This is a genomic window from Brevibacillus fortis (assembly GCF_046196545.1).
GTDB classification, from domain to species: domain Bacteria; phylum Bacillota; class Bacilli; order Brevibacillales; family Brevibacillaceae; genus Brevibacillus; species Brevibacillus fortis_A.
In genome coordinates this window covers 2,963,660-2,978,466 of the sequence record NZ_CP176370.1, presented here as the reverse complement: position 1 = coordinate 2,978,466, position 14,807 = coordinate 2,963,660, and the positions used below count along the sequence as shown (strand labels likewise).

Below are 14,807 nucleotides of genomic sequence, written 5' to 3'. Positions count from 1 at the left end.
TTCTCTTAAAACGTAGCCGTTTCGATAATTCCGTCCTTCACGCGGTCAGCCGTTGGCAAATAGTCATCCTCGATGCTAAATTGAGGGACGGGTACGTCATATCCGGTAATCCGTTTCACGGGAGCCTTCATGTAGATCAATGCTTCATCATTGATTATGGAGATGATCTCTGCACCCAAGCCAGCAGTCTTATGCGCTTCGTGTACGACAACGGCACGTCCAGTCTTTTTGACCGAGGCGATGATCGTATCCCGATCCAATGGATAGAGCGTGCGCAGATCAATAACTTCACAACTCAAGCCGTTTTCGCGCTCGATCTGTTTCGCAGCATCCTCTGCGACACAAAGCATCGCTCCCCAAGCAAAAATGGATACATCCGAGCCTTCCTGAACGACCTTCGCTTTTCCGATGGGCACGCGATACATTTCTTCCGGAACCTCTTGTTTAAATGCGCGATACAGCTTGGTCGGCTCCAAAAAAATGACCGGATCAGGATCTTCCATTGCTGCAATCAGCAAGCCTTTCGCATCATACGGTGTGCTTGGTGCCACAACTTTTAAGCCAGGGACATGGGCAAAAAACGTTTCGACACTCTCCGAATGAAGCTCAGGACCGCGAATCCCTGCCCCGTACGGCGTGCGTATGACCATCGGTACATGGTACTGTCCGCGAGTCCGATAGCGCATGCGTGCAGCATGAGAAACAATTTGTTCAAAGCCCGGATAAATAAAGGCAAGGAATTGAATCTCGACCACAGGAATTTTCCCGTTCATGGCAAGACCGATTGCCGCCCCGATTATTCCCGCCTCAGCTAGCGGCGTATCCACTACACGGTCCGGACCGTACTTGTGAATCAAATCTTCGGTCGCCCGGAACACGCCACCATTCACGCCGATATCCTCGCCGAGCAGCATCATGCGTGAATCATCTGCCAATTTTTGATCCATGGCCTCCGTGATTGCTTGAATCATCGTCAGTTTGCGTTTCATGCTGGGATTCCCTCCTGCTTCGATGGCTTGACGAGCTCGCTCTCCTGTTCCGTTGCCATCCACGATGGTTCAGCGTAGACGTGCTTGAACATGTCTTCCGGCTTGGACTTCGGATAGCTCTCTGCTTCGACTAGAGCTGCATCGATTTGTTCATTCACCCGTGCAATCAGCTCTGCTTCCTTCGTTTCATTCCACAACTCTTGATTCTCCAGATATACACGCAGACGTTGGAGTGGGTCGCGTTCTTGACGCCATTCCTCGGACAAACTCTCTTGATCGCGGTATTTCTTCGGATCATCTGCGGTTGTGTGCGCTCCATAGCGGAATGTCACCGCTTCGATCAATGTCGGTCCTTTGCCATCTAACGCACGTTGCATGGCTTCTTTCATGGTCAGCCAAACCGCGAAGATATCATTGCCGTCGATCCGAACCCCAGGGATGTCATAGGCGGCCGAACGCTGTGCAATCGTTTTCGATGCAGACTGCTGTGAAAACGGAACGCTGATCGCGAAGCCGTTGTTTTGACAGAAGAAGATAGTCGGTGTTTGAAAGACACCTGCAAAATTCAATGCCTCATGAAAATCGCCTTCTGAGCTTGCCCCGTCACCGAAATAGGCGATGCTGACATGCTTTTCGTTTTGCAGCTTGCTCGCCCAGGCAGTCCCTACCGCATGAACCATTTGAGTCGCGATTGGTACACATGGCGGCATGATGTGTAAATGTTTTGGACTGATACTCCCTTCCATATGACCCATCCAATAAAGAAACACCCGTGCCATGGTTTGACCATGGACGATCGCTGCCGCATGGTCTCGGTAGGTAGGGAAAAGCCAATCTCCAGGTGTCAATGCCATTGCGCTGCCTACTTGTGAAGCTTCCTGCCCTTCAAAGGGAGCATACGTGCCCATTCTGCCTTGTCGTTGCAGGTTAATCGACTTGCGGTCAAACTGGCGAACCAGCGCCATATTTTCATACATCTTGATCATCGTCGCCTCGTCTAATTGCCCCTTGAGATCGCCTACCAGCTCACCCGCTGGACTCAATACCTGATATAATGAAGACATGGAAACATCCCTCTCTTTTTCGCTGAAAAACACCGCGGTGTCTTTCAATAATGTGATTCTGCTCGTCATGCTTCTGCTTTCCTCCCTATTAGAAGAGCAAGTAGCATGCCAAACATTTGAAAGCGATTTCACAACAAACCGATTCGAAAATAATCATTTTTGCATATGCGAAATTGCACATGGATGATTAATTCTGATTATTCCGTTTACAAGCCTACTTAGGAGGACTTCGATGTATCAAACCAAGTATTTCCAGGCCAGTGACAATCATGAGCTCGCAAAATTGCTGACGACCATCTTCAGTACATCCCACGATGGATTGGCGATCTGTGACCGTAACGGCTACGTCCTGCTCTACAATGAGGCGTACTTAAACATTACGGGAGTTCCCGCCGACATCTTGAATAATTTTAGCTTTATGGAGCAAAAGGAAATGCATCTTGTTCCGGACTCCTCTGCTGTGCGGACGATTTTGACAAAACAAACGCATAGTGTCGTGATCGATTATGCGAACGGTCGGCAAGCGATCAATACGGCTACCCCGCTGCTCGATACAAACAAGGAGTTATTGTTTGTCGTAGGAAATGTGCGTGACGTCACAGAGCTGAATCAGCTTCAAAAGGAGCTGGAGGAAACACGTCAAATCAGTTCCGCGTATCAAAGGGCGCTGGAGCATATCCAAACCGATGGTGACTTTGACGAGCAGATCATTTATCGCAGTGGGCTCATGCATCGAATAGCTTCACTCGCCAAACGCTTTGCGACCAACGACTCCCCCGTCCTTTTGCTAGGTGAGTCTGGTGTCGGTAAGGATGTCATGGCGAACTACATTCACGCCCAAAGCGGACGAACTGGCGATTTCATTAAGATAAACTGTGGGGCCATTCCCGAGCATTTGCTCGAGTCCGAATTGTTTGGATATGAGAAAGGCGCCTTTACGGGGGCAAGTCAATCGAAGGAGGGATTGTTTGAGTTGGCGGATCGAGGAACCATTTTTCTCGATGAGATAGGAGACCTCCCTTTTCCTTTACAGGTGAAGCTCTTGAATGTCTTGCAGGATGGACGGATTCGCAGACTCGGTGGAAAAACATCGCGTCAGGTTAACATGCGAATCATCGCTGCCACGAATAGTGACTTGGAAACGATGGTCGAACAAAAGCGTTTTCGACAGGATTTGTTCTACCGGCTAAACGTACTTGCCCTCACCATTCCACCCTTGCGTGAGCGCCGCGAGGATATTCCGGCTCTCATTTTCTACTCTTTGAAAAAGCTCGAATGGAAGTACCAGCAAGAAATGCGCATCGAAACAGATGCGTTGGAGGCGCTGATGGATTATGATTGGCCAGGGAATATACGCGAGCTGAAAAATGTGGTGGAACGTTCCTTCCACATGTGTGAAAATGGGCGAATTACATTTGATCAGTTGCCTACGTCCATTCGCAATACCCAGCAGACAGCCATGCCGCTCCATCTCGCCAAAATGGATGAGCTGGTGCCGCTAAAAGAAGCGGTCGAACGGTTTGAAAGAGCGTATATCCAACGACTCTTGAAAGAGACAGACACCATGCAGCAGTGTGCGGATAAGCTGCAAGTAAACATATCCACGCTCGTGCGAAAAAAACGCAGCCTCGGAATTAAATAGTGCAAAAGGAAAAGCCCGATACACATAGGTTCGGGCTTTCTCGTTATTTCAGAGCCTGTTCTAGCAAAACATCTGGGCGCTATTTCACAAGTCCTTCTCTTAAAGTATATATCCCATGCTCCAGATACCCCTTCAAACAGCTTAAGACGAACACCCAGCCTTCTTTATTGTCGACTATTTTTTGAAGGAGCGCAGGATCATTTTCTTGAAAGCCCTCTTCGTTCACTTCAATGATCGTCGTAGCTTCATCCAACGCGTTTAACGTAATCGTTACCGTATTTTCTTCCCCAGCCCACTGGAAAAGGATTCTTTTATTCACTTCGATTTCGTGAATGGTAATCCCTACTTCTGCGTTGTAAATATCGTAGAATAACGTAATGTCCTTCCCTTCCTCCCACCTTGCCGAGCTGGAAGAGAACCAGAAGTTGCCGATTTTCTCAGGGTCCACGAATGCTTCGAACACTTCATGCGCAGGCTTGTTAATCTGAAATTTTGTAAGATTATTCATGCGTTCGTCAACTCTCTTTCTGATTGCTGCTTCCACCGTATCATAATCACATATGCGAGACAAACGATAGAAGGACTCCCCTTTTATTCTTTTACTGCCCCAGAAGTAAGGCCAGAGATAATCCGCCTCTGGAAAATCAACACCATCACTACGAGTGGGATCGTCACAATGATGGAGGCCGCAGATATTTCTCCCCATGGAATTGTAAACATACCCTGAAACATGACGATTCCCACAGGTACAGTCTTCATCGCTTCCTGCGTATTCAACGTCAAGGCGAACAAAAATTCATTCCATGCTGCTATAAAAACGAGGATGGCGGTTGTAAAAACTCCAGGCATGGCGAGTGGGAAAAACACTTTCGTCATCGTCTGCCAAATGCTCGCGCCGTCTACTTTGGCTGCTTCACCCAAATCACTCGGTATTTTGCGGAAAAAGATGGTCAAATTCCAGATTGCGAGCGGCAGCGCGAAAGTCGTATAAGGAATGATCAGACCTATGTAGCTGTTCGTTAAGCCCATCGATTGCATGAACATAAAAATAGGTGAAATGGTAGCGATCTGCGGAAACATGGACACAGCCAGTACGACACCCAATATAATCGTCTTTCCCCGAAAGGACAGCCAGGCAATCGCATATGCAGCAAAAGAAGCGATCGTAATGGAGTAGAGTGTGGTTAACGTCGCCACGACAGTCGAATTCCACAAGTAACGGGCAAACGGTCTTTCCGTGAAGACGCGGACAAAGTTGTCAAACGAAGGATTTTGGATGATAAAATGAAAGGCTCGCTCTCCAAACAGCTCCGCTGGTGGCTTCAATGCTGCGAGGAGAATCCATAAAAACGGGAACATCACTAGAAAAACGAATAGCAGTAGACCCACGTAAAACAAGGGACCCGTATGTTTGCGCATCCAATCACCTCCTTATTTGCCACTGCCATCACTCAGCAGATCAGCTCCCAATATTTTGACATAGCCGATGGAAATCAACGCCACACACAAAAAGACAATGACTGCGAGCGCCGAGCCTTCCCCAAAGCTCATTTGAGCAAACATCGTTTTGTACGCGTAGATGGAAATCGTCTCGGTCGAGTTCCCGGGTGCCCCACCAGTAAGCGTGTAAATCAGGTCAAATACGCGGAACGCATCAAGTGTGCGGAACAATAACGCCACCAGAATGGTTGATTTCAGCATCGGAAGCGTAATACGAAAAAATTGCTGGGTACGGGTGGCACCGTCGACAGAAGCTGCTTCATACAAGCTTTGTGGGATCGTTTGCAGTCCTGCAAATAAGAGCAAGGCCATGAATGGTGTGGTCTTCCACACATCTGCCAAAATGACGGAAAACATGGCTCCAGCCTTTGTCGTCAGAAGCATCCCCATATCTGAGATCAGCCCTGTCTGCTCAAAAAGATAGGCGACGATGCCATTTTGCCCGTCGTATAAAAACTTCCACATCATAGCGGAGATGACAGTCGGAATCGCCCACGGTATTAACACCGTTGCTCGTACAAGACTCCTTCCACGAAAAGGTCGATTGATCAACAGTGCAATCAATATGCCCAGCACCAATTCAATGGCAACGGAGATAACGGTAAAAAACGCCGTATTGTACAGAGCCCCCCACATCCGAGTGTCCGTTAAAAACTTCTTGTAGTAGGCAAAGCCTACAAAGTTGGGCTCGATAATCGAAGCTTCAATGCCTTGGATCACACCAAGAGCACCCTCTGGCTTTGCAAGCAGCTTTTGTTCACTCATTTGCAAAAGAACCGCTCTGACTTCTGCCAAGCTGGTTTTGATCGCGTCTGTTTGTTCGTTCGAGAGGCTCACATATTTGAGATCTGTGGGGACTGGTTTAAAGTCCAATAATAGCTGATCGATCATTTGGTATCGGCTCGCGATCTCGCCTGTTTGGTTGAGGGAAGTGTTCATTTGCTCGATATGCGCTTGGAGCGCGTTCAGTTTTTCCTTTGATGACCCCTCTGCAGAGTCCGCCTCCCTCTTCACATACCGGAGCAGATTGGGTAACGTGCTGACGTAGCGCTCCATATCTAGTCCGTATGAAGAGTGAATCTCTGATTTCGTCGGGTCGTTCAACCGGATGTCGTGCAGACTGATCCAAAAGGACCGCATGACAGGCCAAATCGCGATAACAAGTATGATGAGCAGTGCAGGAAAAATCAGCAAATACCCCATCTGTTTTTCTGAAAGAGACATTTTGGTTGATCGATTCATCCGTTCACCACCTTCCTTCCCGCTAGAAGCTTGCTTGTGCTTGCCAGATCGTTTTGCAACTTCCAAGGAAGCCGGTTAGACCCCCTTGGAAGCCCCACATGTTGCACCTTATTTTTTCATCAAATCGTTCATCTGCGTTTCCATGTTTTGCACCGCTTGCTCGGCTGTTTGCTGCCCTGCGAGCGCTTTGGACACTTCGATCTGGATCACTTCCGAAATTTTTGGATAGATCGGAGTCGTTGGACGAGATACAGCAGCGCTTACGCCATCGACGAAATCTTTGTTGGCAAACAACGGACTGGCTTTTTGAACATCGGCATCATCGTAGGCAGGCAGGTAGGTTGGTGCGAGCCCACCTTCTACTGCGGATATTTTTTGACCCTCTGGACCTGTCATGAATTTGAGGAATTCCCATGCTTCTTTCGGGTGCTTCGAGAACTTGTTGATTCCGCCCATCCAACCCCCGAGTGCTGCTGCGGAGCCTGCATCTCCTGCTGGCAGTGGAGCGATCCCGACTTGATCGACGATTTTGGACTGAGCCTGATCCTGCGCCAACGCGAACTGATACGGCCAGTTGCGGATAAAAGGTGCCTGCCCCTCGAGGAATGCGGTATGTGATTCCGGCTCCATGAATGTAGTGATATTGGTTGGGACGAAATCGGATTTGACGACCTCGATCATTTTTTTCAACCCTTTGATCGTAGCTGGATTGTTGACCGCTACTTTACCTTGTTCATCCAAAATTTTTCCACCGTACGATGCATTAAACTCGACAAAGTTACAAACCAATCCTTCATATTGCTTGGCTTGCATCAAGTAGCCGAACTTCGTGCCGCCCTTGCCCTTCGCGGCTTTTGCTTGGGCAATCAGGTCATCCCACGTCTTTGGAGCTACGGTTACGAGATCTTTGCGGTAGAACAAGAGACCCGCGTCGATAAACTTGGGCATGGTCCATTGCTGGCCGCCAAAGTTCCCGGCATCCATGGCCCCTTTGATATATTTTCCGGTTTCAATCCCGTCCTGTTCCATCAGGCGATCGAGCGGCAGGAGATAACCCGCTTGTGCAAATTCAGCCGGCCAGATGACGTCTAGGTCAAATACATCGATCTCGGAGGATTGGGCACTGAACATGGTGACGTATTGATCATGACTCTGCCCGGAATCGGCAGGCATCTCACGGATTTCTACTTCGATATTCGGATGGGCTTTTTGGAAAGCTTCAACGAGCTTTTTGGTGGAATCCGTTGCGTCTTTTCCGCGTGCGTAGACAAGCTTTATTTTTTCGGCTGCTGGTTGGGCTGGCTCCGTCTTGGGTGCCTCTGTCGTGGAAGGAGTCGCTGGCTGTGGGGGCGTATCCTTAGAAGCTTGCTGAGGTGTGGAAGAACATGCTGCCAATGAGAAGGCCATGAATAAGGTAAGTCCAACGGATGTAAGTCTTTTCGCAACTTTCATCTAAGTAACCCCCTATGCTTATGGTAAGAAAACCTAAAAACGCACTGCTTCACCTTTTTGTGCGGATGCGTAGATGGCTTCAATCAATCTGTTGATGTACAAGGCTTGTTCCGGTGTGCAGAGAACCTCTGCTTTCCCTTCGATGGCGTCGATAAAATTACGAAATAAGAGTACGCGTTCTTTTTGAGGCTTCGGTTTTATTTCTGTCGAGGCAGTTACGCCGTTCCACTCGTGGTAAAGCGAGAACTGGTTATCCAATAAACGCAGGGATGCCCCTCCCTCTTGTCCATATAGTTGTAGGAAAACGTTTTCCTCCTCGATGTGAGAAGCCCAGCTTGCATCGAGCGTAAGCGACAATCCGTTTTCAAAGGTGATCATCGCCACTGCCATATCTTCCACGTCAAACTTCCCGCTATTATCGATCCTTCCCCATTCCGACAAGCCGCGTTTGTGAGGTCCGAATTGCGCGTACGTTTGCCCGAGGACGGATACAGGCTTTGGATGATCCAAGAGCCATAAGGTCAAATCGAGCATATGTACGCCGATATCAATCAACGGACCGCCGCCTGCCCATTCTTTTTGTGTAAACCAGCTTCCCCATCCTGGAATCCCATTTCGTCTGACCCAACCGGTCTTGGCGTGATAAATGTTTCCCAGCTTTCCTTCCTTCAGCCACGTTTTGACTTGCAGGGAATCGCTTCGGAATCGGTTGTTTTGTGCTACCATGAGGATTTTGTCTGCTTTCTTCGCGGCTTCGATCATTTCTTCTGCTTCCTGGGCATTCATCGCCATCGGCTTTTCGCACAGTAAGTGTTTCCCTGCTGCAAGCGCACTTTTAGTTGCTTCAGAATGCAAGTAATTCGGGACACAAACAATGATCGCGTCTATATCAGACACTTGTAGCATGGTCTCGTATTCGGTGAAAACCTGTGGAATTTCATGCCGCTTCGCACGATAGGAAGCCATTTCTGCGGAAATATCTGCAATGGCAACTACCTCAGCTCGCGGCTCTTCCTTGATCGCCTCCAAGTGTGCTTCTGTAATCCCCCCTGCACCGATGATTCCGATTTTCCATTTGCGTCGATTCGTCATTTTCTCCCCTCCTAAACCCACCATAGATTCTGAACTGGTTCTCGCAAGATGACTTGCTGCAGATTTTGAACAGCGCGCTGAAAGCCTTCCTCAATCGACATGATGGCATCCTCGTGCTCGATACTCACGACATAATCGTATCCATTCATGCGCAATGCACTCATCATATCCGCCCACGTTTGCTGCGAATGCCCATAGCCTACGGTTCGGAAATACCAAGCGCGTTCATGTAGATTGGCGTAGGAATTCATATCCGTCAGCCCGTACATATTCACTTTTTCCTGGTCAATATACGTGTCTTTGGCATGGAAATGAAAGATGGCTTTTTCTTTGCCCAAGATTTTGATCGCAGCTACCGGATCAATCCCTTGCCACCACATATGACTTGGATCGAAGTTTGCCCCAATCCCCTCGCCAACCTGTTCCCGCAGCTTCAGCAGTGTCCCTGGCGTGTGGACGAGAAAGCCGCCATGTAGTTCCAACGCAACCTTGACATAATGCTCAGTCGCATAAGCAGTCCATTCGCGCCAGTACGGGATGAGCTTTTCGTTCCATTGCCATTGGAGCACGTCTCGATACTCGTTGGGCCAAGGAGCAACGGGCCAGCTCGGGTACTTTGCTCCTTCGTGGTCGCCTGCTGTGCCAGAAAAGCAATTGACCACAGGTACTTCCAGCATCTCGGCTAGCTGTACCGTTTTCACAAACGTATCGTGGGACTGCTGCGCAAAGCTTTTATCTGGTGTCAACGGGTTGCCGTGACAACTAAGTGCGCTGATTATCAACCCCCGATCCTCTACTGCTTTTTTGTACGCTCGTCTTTTTTCCGGACTTTCCAACAGCTCATCCAGATTGCAGTGTGCATTGCCCGGATAGCAGCCTGTGCCGATCTCCACCGCCTCTAAACCTGCTGCCTTCACATGATCCAGCATTTCTTCGAACGACTTCTCGCTAAAAAGAACGGTAAATACGCCAAGCTTCATATCTCTTCACCCCTTTTGAATGCGTAAACTCTCTTCATTCATCTATTTGGTAAGTCTTGTTGCCTCACTCCAGTAAAGCGCTTACAGTTTGGCGGATCACGAGATGGTGTGGGACGGTGCTCATTCTCTCTACGGGTTCATTGCGGATTTGTCTGAGTAACTGCTCTGCTGCGGCTTTTCCGTACATGAACGGGTCATTGTGCACGGTGGTGAGCATCGGGCGGGAAAGTGAGGCGAGCTCCAAATTGTCGAAGCCCATGACGGAGATGTCTTCTGGTACACGAATGCCATGGTCGTACAAGTAATTGAGGACGCCCACCGCCATCAAGTCTGTGGCAACAAAAACAGCTGTGGGACGAATTTTTTCCTCACAAATACGGCGCATGGCTTCGTAACCGCTCTTGGCTGTGAATTCTCCTTCCACGACGAATCCTTCATGGATGGGCAAATCATGTGCCCGCATGGCTTTTCGGTAACCTCCCATGCGATCCAGACCGCACGGCGGGTCCCACAATGGACCAGATATACACGCGATCTTTGTATGGCCTTGCGAGATGAGATAGGCGGTAGCATCATAGGAGGCTTGCACATTGTTGACGTTGACAGTCGGAATCTGATAGCCGGGCAAATCGTGGCCGGTAACAACAAGGGGAACCTGAATCTCTTGCAGCGTCTGAATGTTGCCCTCCAGGAAATGAATACTCGCGATAATGACACCATCGATTTGTTTTTCTTTGAACAGGCGCAAGTATTTCAGCTCTTTGTCCACCACTTCGTCGGATATCGCCAAAAACATGCTGTAGTCGTACTCGCTAATGACACTGTCAATTCCGTAAATGAGATTGGAGTAAAAATTGTTGGAGATATCGGGAATCATTACCCCGATGATGCGGGTTTCCTTGCTAACCAAGCTCCTGGCAATCGCATTCGGCTGAAAGCCCGTCTCTTGCACGATTTTCAAGACTCTTTCTCGCAGCTCTGGACGGACTGGCTTGGAATTGTTCAGCACGCGCGAAACAGTCGCGATGGAAACGTTGGCGAGTTGTGCGATGTCTTTAATGGTTACAGTAATGGTTCTTCACTCACTTTCTATGTAACGGGTAAACGTTTTCCTAATCAGAAAATAACACCCAATTTTTGTTTTGTCAATATTCAGTTAATTATAAATGCTGTTGACCTTGCGAGAACGTTACTAAATAATTTATTATATAATTTAGTTACTAAATTAATTATAAATCAAGGAGGTTTTGTCATGAATGTTTTCCTTACAGGAATAACAGGTTATGTCGGGTCTGTAGTCGCCGAGCATTTTCAGTCCCAGGGGTATCAGGTTGCAGGACTTGTTCGATCGGAAGAGAAAGCGGAGCTGTTACTCTCACAAGGTTTTACCCCTATTATTGGCGATCTTGCGGATACCACACTGCTAACAGAAAGTGTTAAAAAATTCGATGGTGTTATTCATATGGCGATCTCGCACACACCTGATATGGAAAAACTCGATGTAGCAGCGGTACAGGCAATGCTGGATGGTTTGGAAGGCACAGGGAAGCCATTTATTTATACGAGCGGAACGCTGATCTATAACGATACGTACGACAATGTCGTGGATGAGGACTCCCCTCTCCATCCCTTGCCTTTTCTCCAATGGAAAGCGAATCAGGAGCAGGAGGTGTTAGGAGCAGCCGAGCGTAATATTCGTCCGATCGTCATACGTCCAACTCTTGTGTATGGTCGTGGCGGTGGACTTGTCCAAGCAACGATTCAGAGGACGAAGCTCTCTCAATCAGCCAACTATATCGATGACGGGCAAACGGCATGGTCTACTATCGATGTTGATGATTTGGCGAGACTTTATGAATGCGCTTATTTACGAGCACAGCCAGGTTCATTATTCAATGCAACTTCCAAGGAAATGATCACGACGAAAGAGCTCATGACTTCGATTGCAAAAGTAGCTGGGATAGAAAAAGTAGAATCATGGAGCTACGAGGATGCGGCCAAAGCGTTAGGACCAGCCGTTTGGGGGGCGAGCATCAACCAGAGAGTATCTGGATTGCGCGCGGAACAGCAGCTGCAATGGAGCCCCTCTGGTAACTCGCTCCGTAAAGAGCTGGATGAAGGTTCTTATCAAAACAAGAAAAAACCATAGTCCATCATCGAACTATGGTCGTGCTTCATCGCTATCCTGATAGGTATGCAGGAATTTGATTGATTTCGTTAATATGCGTATGAGTGCCTGTGCATCATCCGTACCAAGATGTTCATGCAATTGCTGAAAACGATTAAACAGCTCTTGCTCTCTCGCTGCCACAAAATCAAAGCCCTCTTTCGTAGGGGCTACGAGAATGGAGCGTCGGTCCTTGGGTCCCACGGTACGGGTGATAAACCCAAGCTGTTCGAGTGATTGAATGACATGCGTCACAGCTGCTGACGTTATTTTCAACTGCTTGCCTAGCTCGGAAACTCTGATGCCGTTCGTGCCTGGTGGACTTACGTAGGTCAAGTGAACGAGCAAATTCAATTCGCTCTGACGGAGGTCTTTTGAAGGACTGAAAACATGTCCGATCCGCTTTAACTGACCAAATACGAGAGCCAGCTCTTTCGTCGTCTGATCAATGGTAACATCCGAGTTTGTATGGTCTGTACTCATCCGTTTAGACTCCCATTCTTTGATGGTATCAATCGATTATTTACGAAATGAAATGACATTGTCAAGAATGAGAGTCCATTTACCTCTTGAAAAAGCACCGTATGCCAAGGTCTGAACACTGGCATACGGTATTTTATCCTACCTACTCTATTCTGGGAAGCAGAACTGTATTTTGCTAAACGATCTGCGCAATTCGATCACCTTAGACTGGACAACCTCGGGCTTTTCCCTGCCTGACAACACACTTACAATCAGCTCTGCAATCGTGTCCATCTCTTGTTCCTTCATTCCAAAGCGAGTGACTTCTGTCGTCCCGATACGCAGACCGCTTGGGAAGTCCCAATCCTCTGGTCCGTCGCCTGGAATCAAATTTTTGTTCGTGATGATATTCGCTTCTGCCAACCGCTTGCCTACCTCGTACCCACCGCCAAACTCTTTTACGTCCAGAATGACTTGGTGTGTACGTGTATAGCCTTTGTGTGCGCAAAGCACACGAATTCCCCGTTCATCAAATGCTTTTCCCAGCGCTTGTGCATTCGTCACAATTTGTGTCATGTATTCCTTTCCAAACGCCAAAAACTCTGCCGCCGCCGCTGCTAGTGCCGCTACCCGGTTGACTTGATGTGTCGCGGCAAGGGCTGGGAAAATAGCATCTGTAATCGGTACCGATAGTTCCGGGTCATTCCAGACGATGATGCCGCTTTGTGGGCCGCTAAACGTTTTCCCGGCCGAGCCAGTCATCACACATGCCCCTTCTCGCAACGGGTCCTGAAATTGACCGCCACCGATCAACCCCAACTGGTGTGCGCCATCAAAATAAATGCGCCCGCCCCATTCTTTCACGATCTCAGCCATCTCCTTCAATGGAAATGGAAATAAAGTCATCGACGCACCCAGGGTAACGAGCTTCGGCCTCACTTGTCTTGCGACTTTGGCGAACTCGTCCAGATCAACGGTAAGCTCAACGGGGTCCATTGGCACATCGACTATTTGCAAACCGCGAATGCCCGCAGGCCCGTCTACCCGATTGCTGGAATGCCCCCCAAACGGTTGCGCGATCGTCATAATCGTATCGCCCGGTTGCGTTAACGCCGCGTAGACTGTCATGTTCCCGATCATGCTCGCTACCAATCGATGGTCAGCAAAATTGGCTTGGAATACTTTTTTCAACAGCTCCACACATAACGCTTCGATTTCATCGATATATTTCGTGCCAGCGAACCATCTCTGCGTGCTGCCGATATGTCCTTCCGCAGCGCGAGTACCAACCTCAGAAGCGAGCAGTTGACGTACGATGGGCGTGGTGGGTGCTTCTGGTGCGAGCAAATTCAGGCATTCCTCGCCTCGCCAAATCGCATTGCGGTTGACAGCATTCACGATCTCTTGCTGGATCAGACGGTGTGACGGGCTCTCATCGATAATCGAACGCGCCCATTGCAAAACACGTGAATCATGTACTTCCCCCTTCATTTCAACCGTACTCATGCCATTACCCCCTATTCATCATTGGAATGGTCCGTAAGCAATCTGCCAAGGTTGATCCAGTTTTCTTCCATCAAGGAAGAGGCAAGCTGACTGTTGTTGTCTCGAATCGCTTCGATGATTCTGCGGTGCTGCTCTACTGATTTCCCCCCTTCTAAGGAACCGAACCGAGCAAATTCCAAACGCCGAATTTTCGGCACAACTCGCTCAAGTGCCAGGTAGATTTCACGATTCCCTGCAGCCTCGAGGATCACGTCGTGAAAGCCGTCATCTGCTTCGATCGCTTTGATCACATCTTGCTGGTCGAGTGCGACTAGTAGCTTTTCATTCCACTGCTCTAGACTACGGATGACCTCTGATTCAAATGGCATCGCCAATCGTGCTGCCAACCCGTGCAAGGCCGCAACAACAGGAAAAGCGTGCTTCGCCTCCTTTTCAAGTAAGGGTGTCACCCGTGTTAGAGAGCCCGGAACGGATTCAATAAGCCCTTCGTCCTCCAACCGTTTGAGCGCTTCTCTCACAGGTGTTCGACTCACGCCAAATAAAGCCGCCAGCTCGTTGTCGTTGACTCGTTCTCCTGGCTTTAGCTCCAGCATGATGATCGCTTTCTTCAAGCCTTGGTATACTTGTTCGCGTAAAGTGGGGCGTTCGATTTGTTTGATTATGTTCGTGTCCATAAAACCAATATATTGGTTTTATTTATTTCTGTCAATT

Annotated in this window: 14 protein-coding genes; 2 read left to right on the top strand and 12 right to left on the bottom strand. The window is 48.7% G+C overall.

Features of this window, described 5'->3' with window-relative positions:
• Nucleotides 1-5: 5 nt before the first annotated feature.
• Together ACKKE8_RS15300 and pdhA are read right to left on the bottom strand one after the other, a co-directional pair.
• Nucleotides 6-989, bottom strand: a complete 984-nt coding sequence (locus tag ACKKE8_RS15300) for an alpha-ketoacid dehydrogenase subunit beta (RefSeq protein ID WP_409178884.1) — start codon at nt 987-989, stop codon at nt 6-8.
• The gene (gene pdhA / locus ACKKE8_RS15295) at nt 986-2,053 is read right to left on the bottom strand and encodes a pyruvate dehydrogenase (acetyl-transferring) E1 component subunit alpha (protein WP_409179124.1); all 1,068 of its coding nucleotides are present in this window, start codon (nt 2,051-2,053) and stop codon (nt 986-988) included. The genes ACKKE8_RS15300 and pdhA overlap by 4 nt, the downstream gene beginning before the upstream one ends.
• Before the next feature lie 232 nt (nt 2,054-2,285).
• On the opposite strand from pdhA, the gene ACKKE8_RS15290 reads away from it, so the two are divergent.
• Entirely contained in the window at nt 2,286-3,695 is a 1,410-nt protein-coding gene (locus ACKKE8_RS15290; protein WP_409178883.1) for a sigma-54 interaction domain-containing protein, read from the top strand.
• Nucleotides 3,696-3,774: 79 nt separating this feature from the next.
• Here ACKKE8_RS15290 and ACKKE8_RS15285 read toward each other — a convergent pair whose 3' ends face one another.
• The 7 genes from ACKKE8_RS15285 to ACKKE8_RS15255 all read right to left on the bottom strand — a co-directional run bounded on the left by ACKKE8_RS15285 (nt 3,775) and on the right by ACKKE8_RS15255 (nt 11,012).
• Nucleotides 3,775-4,266 (bottom strand): SRPBCC family protein, encoded by a 492-nt coding sequence (locus ACKKE8_RS15285; RefSeq protein WP_409178882.1) that lies wholly within the window; start codon nt 4,264-4,266, stop codon nt 3,775-3,777.
• 20 nt (nt 4,267-4,286) lie between these two features.
• Nucleotides 4,287-5,114, bottom strand: coding sequence for a carbohydrate ABC transporter permease (locus tag ACKKE8_RS15280; RefSeq protein ID WP_017248389.1), 828 nt, complete (start codon nt 5,112-5,114; stop codon nt 4,287-4,289).
• A 12-nt stretch (nt 5,115-5,126) separates the two neighbouring features.
• Nucleotides 5,127-6,437, bottom strand: a complete 1,311-nt coding sequence (locus ACKKE8_RS15275; RefSeq protein ID WP_409179123.1) for a carbohydrate ABC transporter permease — start codon at nt 6,435-6,437, stop codon at nt 5,127-5,129.
• Nucleotides 6,438-6,545: 108 nt separating this feature from the next.
• Nucleotides 6,546-7,889: an ABC transporter substrate-binding protein gene (locus ACKKE8_RS15270; RefSeq protein WP_409178881.1), complete on the bottom strand. Its 1,344-nt coding sequence runs from the start codon at nt 7,887-7,889 to the stop codon at nt 6,546-6,548.
• A 33-nt stretch (nt 7,890-7,922) separates the two neighbouring features.
• Nucleotides 7,923-8,981, bottom strand: a complete 1,059-nt coding sequence (locus ACKKE8_RS15265) for a Gfo/Idh/MocA family protein (RefSeq protein WP_409178880.1) — start codon at nt 8,979-8,981, stop codon at nt 7,923-7,925.
• Between the two features lie 11 nt (nt 8,982-8,992).
• Entirely contained in the window at nt 8,993-9,961 is a 969-nt protein-coding gene (locus tag ACKKE8_RS15260) for a sugar phosphate isomerase/epimerase family protein (RefSeq protein WP_409178879.1), read from the bottom strand.
• Between the two features lie 64 nt (nt 9,962-10,025).
• Nucleotides 10,026-11,012: a substrate-binding domain-containing protein gene (locus ACKKE8_RS15255; protein ID WP_081603434.1), complete on the bottom strand. Its 987-nt coding sequence runs from the start codon at nt 11,010-11,012 to the stop codon at nt 10,026-10,028.
• A gap of 201 nt (nt 11,013-11,213) precedes the next feature.
• On the opposite strand from ACKKE8_RS15255, the gene ACKKE8_RS15250 reads away from it, so the two are divergent.
• Nucleotides 11,214-12,110, top strand: a complete 897-nt coding sequence (locus ACKKE8_RS15250) for an NAD-dependent epimerase/dehydratase family protein (RefSeq protein ID WP_409178878.1) — start codon at nt 11,214-11,216, stop codon at nt 12,108-12,110.
• A gap of 12 nt (nt 12,111-12,122) precedes the next feature.
• Here ACKKE8_RS15250 and ACKKE8_RS15245 read toward each other — a convergent pair whose 3' ends face one another.
• From ACKKE8_RS15245 to ACKKE8_RS15235, 3 genes are all read right to left on the bottom strand, one after another.
• Nucleotides 12,123-12,611 carry a MarR family winged helix-turn-helix transcriptional regulator gene (locus ACKKE8_RS15245; RefSeq protein WP_409178877.1) on the bottom strand — a complete coding sequence of 163 codons (489 nt, stop codon included), beginning with the start codon at nt 12,609-12,611 and terminating at the stop codon, nt 12,123-12,125.
• Nucleotides 12,612-12,758: 147 nt separating this feature from the next.
• Complete coding sequence (gene glyA / locus ACKKE8_RS15240) at nt 12,759-14,096, bottom strand: serine hydroxymethyltransferase (protein ID WP_409178876.1); 1,338 nt, start codon at nt 14,094-14,096, stop codon at nt 12,759-12,761.
• Between the two features lie 11 nt (nt 14,097-14,107).
• Complete coding sequence (locus tag ACKKE8_RS15235; RefSeq protein ID WP_409178875.1) at nt 14,108-14,770, bottom strand: GntR family transcriptional regulator; 663 nt, start codon at nt 14,768-14,770, stop codon at nt 14,108-14,110.
• Between the last annotated feature and the right edge of the window lie 37 nt (nt 14,771-14,807).

Bases quoted from the DNA above. Each gene is read 5' to 3' on its own strand.
- ACKKE8_RS15300 (WP_409178884.1), bottom strand. From the start codon at position 989: ATGAAACGCAAACTGACGATGATTCAAGCAATCACGGAGGCCATGGAT.
- pdhA (WP_409179124.1), bottom strand. From the start codon at position 2,053: ATGTCTTCATTATATCAGGTATTGAGTCCAGCGGGTGAGCTGGTAGGC.
- ACKKE8_RS15290 (WP_409178883.1), top strand. From the start codon at position 2,286: ATGTATCAAACCAAGTATTTCCAGGCCAGTGACAATCATGAGCTCGCA.
- ACKKE8_RS15280 (WP_017248389.1), bottom strand. From the start codon at position 5,114: ATGCGCAAACATACGGGTCCCTTGTTTTACGTGGGTCTACTGCTATTC.
- ACKKE8_RS15275 (WP_409179123.1), bottom strand. From the start codon at position 6,437: ATGAATCGATCAACCAAAATGTCTCTTTCAGAAAAACAGATGGGGTAT.
- ACKKE8_RS15270 (WP_409178881.1), bottom strand. From the start codon at position 7,889: ATGAAAGTTGCGAAAAGACTTACATCCGTTGGACTTACCTTATTCATG.
- ACKKE8_RS15265 (WP_409178880.1), bottom strand. From the start codon at position 8,981: ATGACGAATCGACGCAAATGGAAAATCGGAATCATCGGTGCAGGGGGG.
- ACKKE8_RS15260 (WP_409178879.1), bottom strand. From the start codon at position 9,961: ATGAAGCTTGGCGTATTTACCGTTCTTTTTAGCGAGAAGTCGTTCGAA.
- ACKKE8_RS15250 (WP_409178878.1), top strand. From the start codon at position 11,214: ATGAATGTTTTCCTTACAGGAATAACAGGTTATGTCGGGTCTGTAGTC.
- ACKKE8_RS15245 (WP_409178877.1), bottom strand. From the start codon at position 12,611: ATGAGTACAGACCATACAAACTCGGATGTTACCATTGATCAGACGACG.
- glyA (WP_409178876.1), bottom strand. From the start codon at position 14,096: ATGAGTACGGTTGAAATGAAGGGGGAAGTACATGATTCACGTGTTTTG.
- ACKKE8_RS15235 (WP_409178875.1), bottom strand. From the start codon at position 14,770: ATGGACACGAACATAATCAAACAAATCGAACGCCCCACTTTACGCGAA.